The sequence below is a fragment of the Paenibacillus sp. OT2-17 genome, assembly GCF_009827695.1.
Taxonomy (GTDB): Bacteria; Bacillota; Bacilli; order Paenibacillales; family Paenibacillaceae; genus Paenibacillus; species Paenibacillus polymyxa_B.
This window is the reverse complement of the sequence record NZ_WUDQ01000150.1, coordinates 1-7,853: the sequence shown is the minus strand read 5'-3', so window position 1 is coordinate 7,853 and position 7,853 is coordinate 1. Positions and strand designations below refer to the sequence as shown.

Sequence of the window (7,853 nt, the reverse complement as noted above, 5' to 3'; positions counted from 1 at the left end):
CGCAGCGCTCATGATGGTGGTATCCAAATATGGTTTTCAGGATCAAACCGTCTGGTCGAACCTGTCGCTGGACCCTTCCAGAATAGCAGCACAGGTTATAAGTGGAGTCGGCTTTATTGGCGCAGGGATGATTTTTACACAAAAAAATAGAATCAAAGGGCTGACCACTGCCGCAGGCATCTGGACTACCGCCGGAATCGGTATTGCCGTAGGTGCAGGGATGTATGGGCTTGGTGCAGGTGTAACGCTGTTTATTTTAGCGGCTCAGTCCTTGCTCCATAGTCGTTTTTATCAGATGGCTACTCCGTCCACGCGACAAGTAGTTGTTCAGGTCGACAATGAGCCGGGCGTGCTGAATCGGATCAAAGAACTGCTGGAGCACAAGAAGCTGACGATTCACAGCTTTCACGTCGAGCGCATCAATAATGGTGAGCAGTTGGTTATTCATATGCTTGTAAAGCTGTCCCGGTCAGAGGGAGTGGAGGAACTGCTGTCACTGCTGCAAGAGATGGAAGGTATTCGTTCAGTCGAGACTAAGTCCAATTAGACGAATTTACTGCTCATACAGTAGCTTTTTTGTCGAACGCTGACAGACCCATTTAACAGTAAAAAACTTTAAAAATAATGATTGAAAACGCTTCCTTTTGTGTATATACTCTTACTACATCACAGAGACAGCAGCTTAGAAAGCATCAGGGGATAAGCAAAAACGACCTCATGCGTATGCACAAGGTCGTTGCTGTTATCCCGTTTTGAAAGACTGATTTGATGTCTTACTTTACTTTGACTGGAGCTGGATATTTTTTACCCAGCGTATCCACAGTGACTTTTTTCATCGTAGCCGGTTTGATGGGTTTGTCATTGCTATCTCGTTTGGAATTGACGATAGCATCGACCACATCCAACCCGGACGTTACTTTACCGAAAGCGGCATATTGACCGTCGAGGTAGTCCGCATCGGCAACCATGATGAAAAATTGCGATCCGGCCGAATCCAGATCCGCTGAGCGGGCCATGGATAATACGCCACGTGTATGTTTGAGTGTATTGTTAACACCATTGCTCTTGAATTCGCCTTTGATACTGTAGCCGGGGCCACCTGTACCGTTACCTTGCGGATCACCACCCTGAATCATAAAGCCTGGGATGACACGGTGGAAAATGGTACCGTTATAGGCTCCCTTTTGCACCAAAGAAATGAAGTTGTTAACCGTGTTCGGTGCTACTTCCGGATACAGCTCAAGCTTAATTTTCTTGCCATCATTCATGACAATCGTGACAATCGGATGGGAAACAGCCTTGCTTTTGTCTTTAGTCGCAGCAGGAGTTGTAGTGCTTGTCCGGCTGGCAGCTTCCACATCGGCCGCTTTTGTGCCGCATCCAGCAACCAGCACGAGCATGATGGCCAGCAGGCACAGCGTGTACCATGGGCGTATCGTTTTTCGGTTCATTGATATTCCTCCTGAAAGGTTGGATGGTGTAACATCCTAAATTATAGTTTGGGGGCAGCGCAGAACACTTTTCCATTTTCTATCATACCTTTTTTGCTGGGGATAAGGAAATACGGGTTTGAAAGCCGTATTCTTGACCCATACTGCTGCTATTCCCAAGGAAAGGGGCAGGATCATGATGGAGGTAGACAAAAAGCTGGCGAAAGGTCTCATATGGGGTATGGCGTTCAGTCTGCCGGTTTGGGTAGGGGTGCTGTACTCAGTACAACATATTCGTGACTGGCTATAACATAAAGCGTAAAGATAGGCCAAAACCGTTGTGGTTTTGGCTTATTTATATTTGTGCCAGTCCAAATTGCTGTTATTCAGTAGATGCTCGAAGTTGTTATCCAGCTTCTTCTGTTCAGCTTTTTTTGCTTCGACGGCACGCTGCCGTTCGTCTTCTTTACGCTTGTCCTGTTCTGCTTGGGCTTCATTGGCTTGAGCCTTAAGCTTATTCAGCACATCCTGACTCAACAGATCTTTTAACGTAGCAGGTTTGTCCTGAGCCGCAGGAGCAGGGGAAGACGAATTTCTCTTCTTAGCCATGTCATCATCTCCATTCCATTCGATTATATCAGCTTCTGCACGGTTGTTCCACGATTGAAGGATGAGCTGGGCGGTAGACTTTTCTAATTTAGAGGGTAATAATGGAATGAGCAGAAGGGACGTGTGGCATCATGCATCTATATTGGAAGCGAAACCTGGTCATTTTGTGGATTGGAGTATTGTTTTGCAGCATGGCCTATTCCGTGTCTATTCCGTTTTTACCTATTTTTCTGAATACGGAAATGGGCGTAAATGATCATCTGGAACTGTGGTCGGGGATTGCCTTTGGAGTCACTTTTTTAGCCAGCGCGCTGATTGCCCCATTTTGGGGTTCGCTTGCAGATAAGTATGGACGTAAGCCGATGTTGATTCGTTCAGGCTTTAGCCTGGCGGTGTTGTACCTGATATGTGCTTTTGTGACAGATCCGTATGTGTTCGTAGGAGTACGGTTGTTTCAAGGCCTTCTATCCGGGTTTATTCCTGCTGCGATTGCGCTGGTCGGAACGGGCTCGCCTGAGGAGAAAACCGGCTATGCACTCGGTATTATGGCGACCGCTGGGGCGACAGGCAGCATTATAGGTCCGCTGATTGGCGGTGTAGTGAGCCATTATTATGGCAATCGGAATGCCTTTTTTTTCTCTGCAGCTCTTGTGCTGGTATCTGCGTTAATCGCGACTTTTGGCGCTAGAGAGGACAGCTTCAAGGGAACCAGTACCCGCTCGCATGTTCGTGATGATATCAAGGAGGCTATTGCTAATCGGCCTTTGTGCTTTTTGCTTATTCTGGCGGGATTAAGTACCTTTTCCGTCATGATATTGGAACCGTTAATTACGGTATATGTGCTTGAAATGGGAGTTGACCGTAGCCGGGCGTCTTTAAGTTCCGGGATTGTATTCTCAGCCGTTGGTATTGCGGCGGTGCTCATGGCTCCCCGATGGGGACGGATTGGAGGCCGGACCGGATTTGCACACGTGCTGCTGATTGGACTGATCGGTTCGGGAATCGGGAACATCTTACAATTTTTTGTAACCAACTTTGTTGGTTTTGGTGCGCTTCGGTTTGGATATGGATTGTTTTATGCGTCCGTCATGCCGGCTATCAACGCAATGACTGTGGAGGTCACCAAGCCGGAGTTTCGCGGACGAGCCTTTAGCTTGAGCCAATCAGCTACTCAACTCGCGACCATGGCGGGGCCGTTGATTGGCGGTATGCTTGGCAGCTGGATGCCAATCCGCTGGATCTTTGTGTTAAACGGTGGCATACTGCTGCTTGCAGCGTTGTTGCTATGGGCGAAGGGAAAAAACGTGTTCCCGGTTTCAGCCAGGAAGAACGTAACGGATCAGGATATTCATTCTGCCGGATAAGCGAATCACACAGGATTGTCTAAGAGGACAACCTTAGAGCTCATAGAGCAGGTCTTTTTTTGTGCGATTAGATAATTATCCCAAACCTTTACTTTTAGTATACTTATTCATAACCCTCTACACTGATAATATGACAAGGAGGGATATATTATGATAAGAGACGACATTTTGCGTCAACAGCTTGAGAAAGCTCGTCAAAAGCTGTATATTTTGCAAGCAAAACATGGCTTTAATCATGCCAGTGTGCTCAGACAGTCTGTAATTATGGATAACCTCATCAATCAATATAACCACCTTTTTTATATAAAAGAAAAAAAGCCGACTGCATAAATGCAACCGACTGGGCGAGAAACTTTTGGTGAGGTCACTCGCCCTTGTACTGTAGCGCTAATACCTATAACAACGATGCTTATCTTAACTTTTATAACTAGTGTGCAATCTATCATTTTAGGTACGGTTCGTTTGATGAGCACTCAGTAGGACACCTATAATGACGACCAAACCACCAATGATTTGGCGCCATGTAATCGTTTCTTGCAAAAGTAACACAGAAAATAAGACTCCAAATATCGGAACCAAATTCATCAGAGAAACGGAACTGCTCGGTGACAGCTTGATTAATCCGTAATTGTAAAGCAAAAATGCGATGACGGAGCAGAATACGCCCAGATATACTAACAACATAAACGATCCTGTTGTCGGAGCCTGCCAACTATCCTTTTCTAATAGAGCCAACGGTATAAAAAAGATACTTCCTGCAACAGTTTGATAAAAAGATAACGTCACAGGCGGATATTTGTCCACTACCTTGCGCGTCATGAAAGTGTAAAACGCCCACGCAAAACCCGTTCCAATCAATATTAAATTTCCGATTAGTTGATTCTTACTATCCGAGCTTTCGCCAACTGAAGTCAAGAAATATACCCCGATCATGGCCAATGCTATACCGCAAATTTTATATTTGGATATTTTCACTTTATACAAAATAAGTTCAAGCAGCGATGTAATTGCGGGATATGATGCAACAATTAATGCTGCGTTGGAAGCGGTAGTCAAGCTAACCCCTATATTCTCCATTGAAAAATAGAGAGTGATTCCCAAAACACCACTAAACGAAATCGTAGCCAAATCTTTTGGCTTTACTTTGATATGTTCTTTTTTAATCAGCAAAACGATACCTAGCACAACGGAAGCTATAATAAATCTGGATAGACCCAAGGTAAGAGGGGGGAACGTCGTGTAGGCTGCTTTGGTGGCAATAAACGATGTACTCCAGATCAATAGGGCCAGAATCGTAGAACCGTAGTAAATCCGGCTGCTTTCGCTGTGATGAGCTATGACTTTGTTCAAGTTAAATCCTCCCTGAGGTAATTCCCTGTGAAATGATAATAGTAGCTACTAAAGTGACTACTATAAAAACGTTACTAAAAAGATAGTGTGTATATCAGTTTTTGTCAAGGGGAAGTGATATAGTAAGGATGAACACGAATTGAGGAGAAGACGTCATGAAACCAAAACCAAATATATTAGAAATTCTACGGGATTTGAATTTTAGTGAATATGAAGCCAAGGCATATGTGACCTTATTGGAAAGCTCTCCACTTTCGGGATACGCCGTTTCATTGAATTCCGGGGTACCGAGATCCAAAATTTACGAGGTTTTGTCTGGAATGGTCAACCGTGGGGATATCATGGTCAGTCAAGAAAATACGCCTCTGTATGTGCCGCTCCCGCCACATGAATTGATTGCCCAGAGAAAACGCAAAGCAGAGCAGATTTTCAATGTGGCGCAAGAGAGTTTGGAGCAGTACACAGCATCATTTCAAAATAGAGAGAATATTTGGAATATTTCGGGGTATGAAGCCATTATCAATCGCATAAATGAAGGGGTAAAGGGAGCAAAACACCGAATTTTATTGGAAATTTGGAAAGAGGATGCCGAGGTGTTCCGAGATGCCTTAGAGCAAGTCGCTCAACAAGGAATTGAAGTGATCATTGTAGCGTATGGGGAGCTTAATTTTGATTTCGCTACTGTTTACCGCCATGATATGAGTGAGGAGATTACGTCTGAAATTGGTGGTCGGTGGATTGTACTTAGCGTAGACGACCGGGAGGTCGTAGCTGGCATACTTTCACTTGGTGATGACAGCCGCGCTGCATGGACGTTGCATCCGGGTCTGGTGATGCCGATTACAGAAGTGATTATTCATGATATTTATATCATGGAAATCCTATATGAGTTCCGTGAACAATTAGAGGCGAAATTCGGCCCTAATCTAATTCATCTTCGCAATAAATTTGCTATGGGTCCGAATGGCAAAGGATATTATGTTCCTTTGACTGAAAAAAGCATTAAACGTGTATAGAGATTGTCTGAGTTCCAATGTGCAAAAATAAACAGGCCCATGGAGTGTTATTCCATGAGCCTAATTTTATTGGGTGTTGTGTTCAATTATTTTACGGTTACAATCACACGTTGATAATGCTTTAAAGGATGTTTTCCATTGTCCTGTACTTCTGCAATGATATGAAGCGTATTCCCTGACTTAGCATCTGCAGGAACTGTGAAACTAACTGCATTCGTATCACTACCTTGCAAGTCAATCGTGTTTACTTTCTCGCCTTTAGCTACTTCTCGATGAAGCCCAAGCTGCATTTCCCCCAGCAATTCAGGTTTAACTTGTGCTGGTTTTACTTTAGAATCCTCATACGTGTCTGCTTCAAAATATCTCCACCATTTATAGGTCAATTGATTACCGTCGGGATCTGAACCTTCTGCATGCAGGGTTATTTTCTCCCCTGGACTAGCGGTTAGGTCTAATCCTTCTTTAATGGTCAACGTTGGATTGTGGTTGGCATCTTTGTAGTCGGATGCAATAGCCCAATCTGCACGAGCAGCAAAGTCATTTTGAATATCATCAAACCAACGCATCAGAGAATACTCTGCTTCGAATTTTTTCGTATGCACATCATAATCTAACACGGTATTTCTAAATAATTTATCGTTAACGACACCGAAACGACCTCCCCAGCCACCATAGGTTGGGTTTTCCATACTCCGCAATCCGTTATCAATTAAATAGAAGAAGGATGGAGAATCACCTTCAGAAATAAAGTCATACTTGTCGTATTGTGGATTTTTCTTTAAGTAGGCTTCACTGCCTCTTTGTTCTTCATCCAACTCGCCTTTGATGATATTGCCATCGCCCATCAAGGCATACATATTGAGCAACTTGCCATGACCATCTTTAATATTTTTGAAGTTCCATTCCCCGTGCAACTTGCTGTTTACTTCTTCTGTGTGCATTTTCCAAGCATAAGCGAAATGCCAGAAGTTAGATTGATCATTAATAATTCTGATATCAGGCCAATTTTTAGCGATGTAATTATTGTAGCTATCGTCCTGGTCCAGAATGATGTACAGTACGAGTTTATCACTTACTTTTTTTCGAATCGTTTCCCATTGATCTGTATTTTTATATTCGTCTTCAATGGACTTTAAAGCTCTGGCCGTGGTATTTGTTCCACCCCAAGTTTGTACGTACAAATCTCTTTTGTCATCGTCCAGGAAAAGTGTTTTAAGGAAATTGGAGCCTTCCGTTTCTTTGTCCATTTCACCTTTATTTGAAATGTTACCTATTTTGGTAACGCTCTTGATATATTCAGGCTTTGGATATCCCTCGGCATGTTTGATTAAGTTGGGATAAATCTCTCCGTAGGCATCAATCATGTCCGTTACCCATTGTGTTCCGGTCCATCTAAATGGCTTGATGCCAGCCTTTTCATCACCTGCATAATGATATACGGAGCTAGTCAGTACAATCCCGGACAAATCCATTTCATTGGAGTAAAGAAGAAAGCGAATGACAGAGTTCATATCATCTACTTCTCCATCGGTAGTGATTACCGTTCTGGCCTTGGTTGCTTTATTTTCTACTTTATTTTCCGTTTGTTTTTCTGTTGGAGCAGCGCTTTCATCCTTCACAACGGCGGGAGCCTTACTACTACAGCCACTGATGATCAAAATACAAATCATGGCTAATAAAAAAATGCTTAACCCTTTTCTTTCTCTCATTTCTGTTCCCCTCTCTGAACGTTCCTATGATGTTTTTTTAGGATTATAACCATGTAGGTATTCTTTTTATTCAAGATTTAGGCATAAAAAAAACCTAAACATATATATGCCTCAACAAAAGTCGAGCATATATACATTTAGGTTTTGCCTGCATGATCAGTCACAATCCTGATTCAATTTTACATCATTGTCCGAGAAAATGAAAGCGGTTTATGAATCCCGGCATAAAATTAGTTTTACGCTTTGAATAAACCGGATTCTTTGACTTCAGACAGGAAGTTGTGGAACTCAGGAATGTTCAGCTGTTGCTGAGCATCGGACAAAGCGACTGCTGGGTTTGGATGGACTTCCACCATGATACCGTCGGCTCCAGCA

General features: G+C 43.4%; 8 protein-coding genes and 1 pseudogene. 4 read left to right on the top strand and 5 right to left on the bottom strand.

Features of this window, described 5'->3' with window-relative positions:
* A partial coding sequence (locus GRP75_RS15560) for an MgtC/SapB family protein (RefSeq protein WP_160789750.1) occupies positions 1–547 on the top strand: 547 nt, incomplete at its 5' end.
* 226 nt (positions 548–773) lie between these two features.
* On the opposite strand, the gene GRP75_RS15555 is transcribed toward GRP75_RS15560, so the two are convergent.
* A complete protein-coding gene (locus GRP75_RS15555) occupies positions 774–1,451 on the bottom strand; it encodes a peptidylprolyl isomerase (RefSeq protein ID WP_023987315.1) in 678 nt (225 codons plus the stop codon).
* Between the two features lie 330 nt (positions 1,452–1,781).
* Positions 1,782–2,039 carry a YqkE family protein gene (locus GRP75_RS15550; RefSeq protein ID WP_023987317.1) on the bottom strand — a complete coding sequence of 86 codons (258 nt, stop codon included), beginning with the start codon at positions 2,037–2,039 and terminating at the stop codon, positions 1,782–1,784.
* A 131-nt stretch (positions 2,040–2,170) separates the two neighbouring features.
* On the opposite strand from GRP75_RS15550, the gene GRP75_RS15545 reads away from it, so the two are divergent.
* Positions 2,171–3,403 carry an MFS transporter gene (locus GRP75_RS15545; protein ID WP_023987318.1) on the top strand — a complete coding sequence of 411 codons (1,233 nt, stop codon included), beginning with the start codon at positions 2,171–2,173 and terminating at the stop codon, positions 3,401–3,403.
* A 150-nt stretch (positions 3,404–3,553) separates the two neighbouring features.
* Positions 3,554–3,733 (top strand): aspartyl-phosphate phosphatase Spo0E family protein, encoded by a 180-nt coding sequence (locus GRP75_RS15540; RefSeq protein WP_025723205.1) that lies wholly within the window; start codon positions 3,554–3,556, stop codon positions 3,731–3,733.
* Between the two features lie 117 nt (positions 3,734–3,850).
* Here the strand turns inward: GRP75_RS15540 and GRP75_RS15535 are convergent, their stop codons facing one another.
* Positions 3,851–4,753 (bottom strand): DMT family transporter, encoded by a 903-nt coding sequence (locus tag GRP75_RS15535; RefSeq protein WP_053324782.1) that lies wholly within the window; start codon positions 4,751–4,753, stop codon positions 3,851–3,853.
* Between the two features lie 155 nt (positions 4,754–4,908).
* Between GRP75_RS15535 and GRP75_RS15530 the strand changes: the two genes are divergently transcribed.
* The gene (locus GRP75_RS15530) at positions 4,909–5,769 is read left to right on the top strand and encodes a TrmB family transcriptional regulator (protein WP_023987321.1); all 861 of its coding nucleotides are present in this window, start codon (positions 4,909–4,911) and stop codon (positions 5,767–5,769) included.
* Between the two features lie 86 nt (positions 5,770–5,855).
* Here the strand turns inward: GRP75_RS15530 and GRP75_RS15525 are convergent, their stop codons facing one another.
* The gene (locus tag GRP75_RS15525) at positions 5,856–7,478 is read right to left on the bottom strand and encodes a DUF1593 domain-containing protein (RefSeq protein ID WP_071559094.1); all 1,623 of its coding nucleotides are present in this window, start codon (positions 7,476–7,478) and stop codon (positions 5,856–5,858) included.
* A gap of 236 nt (positions 7,479–7,714) precedes the next feature.
* Positions 7,715–7,853 (bottom strand): annotated as a pseudogene (locus GRP75_RS15520) (bifunctional 3-deoxy-7-phosphoheptulonate synthase/chorismate mutase); the annotation flags it as partial.

What these genes read in the sequence shown, in the direction of transcription:
- GRP75_RS15555 (WP_023987315.1), bottom strand. Translation starts at nt 1,451, where the DNA reads ATGAACCGAAAAACGATACGCCCATGGTACACGCTGTGCCTGCTGGCC.
- GRP75_RS15550 (WP_023987317.1), bottom strand. Translation starts at nt 2,039, where the DNA reads ATGGCTAAGAAGAGAAATTCGTCTTCCCCTGCTCCTGCGGCTCAGGAC.
- GRP75_RS15545 (WP_023987318.1), top strand. Translation starts at nt 2,171, where the DNA reads ATGCATCTATATTGGAAGCGAAACCTGGTCATTTTGTGGATTGGAGTA.
- GRP75_RS15540 (WP_025723205.1), top strand. Translation starts at nt 3,554, where the DNA reads ATGATAAGAGACGACATTTTGCGTCAACAGCTTGAGAAAGCTCGTCAA.
- GRP75_RS15530 (WP_023987321.1), top strand. Translation starts at nt 4,909, where the DNA reads ATGAAACCAAAACCAAATATATTAGAAATTCTACGGGATTTGAATTTT.
- GRP75_RS15525 (WP_071559094.1), bottom strand. Translation starts at nt 7,478, where the DNA reads ATGAGAGAAAGAAAAGGGTTAAGCATTTTTTTATTAGCCATGATTTGT.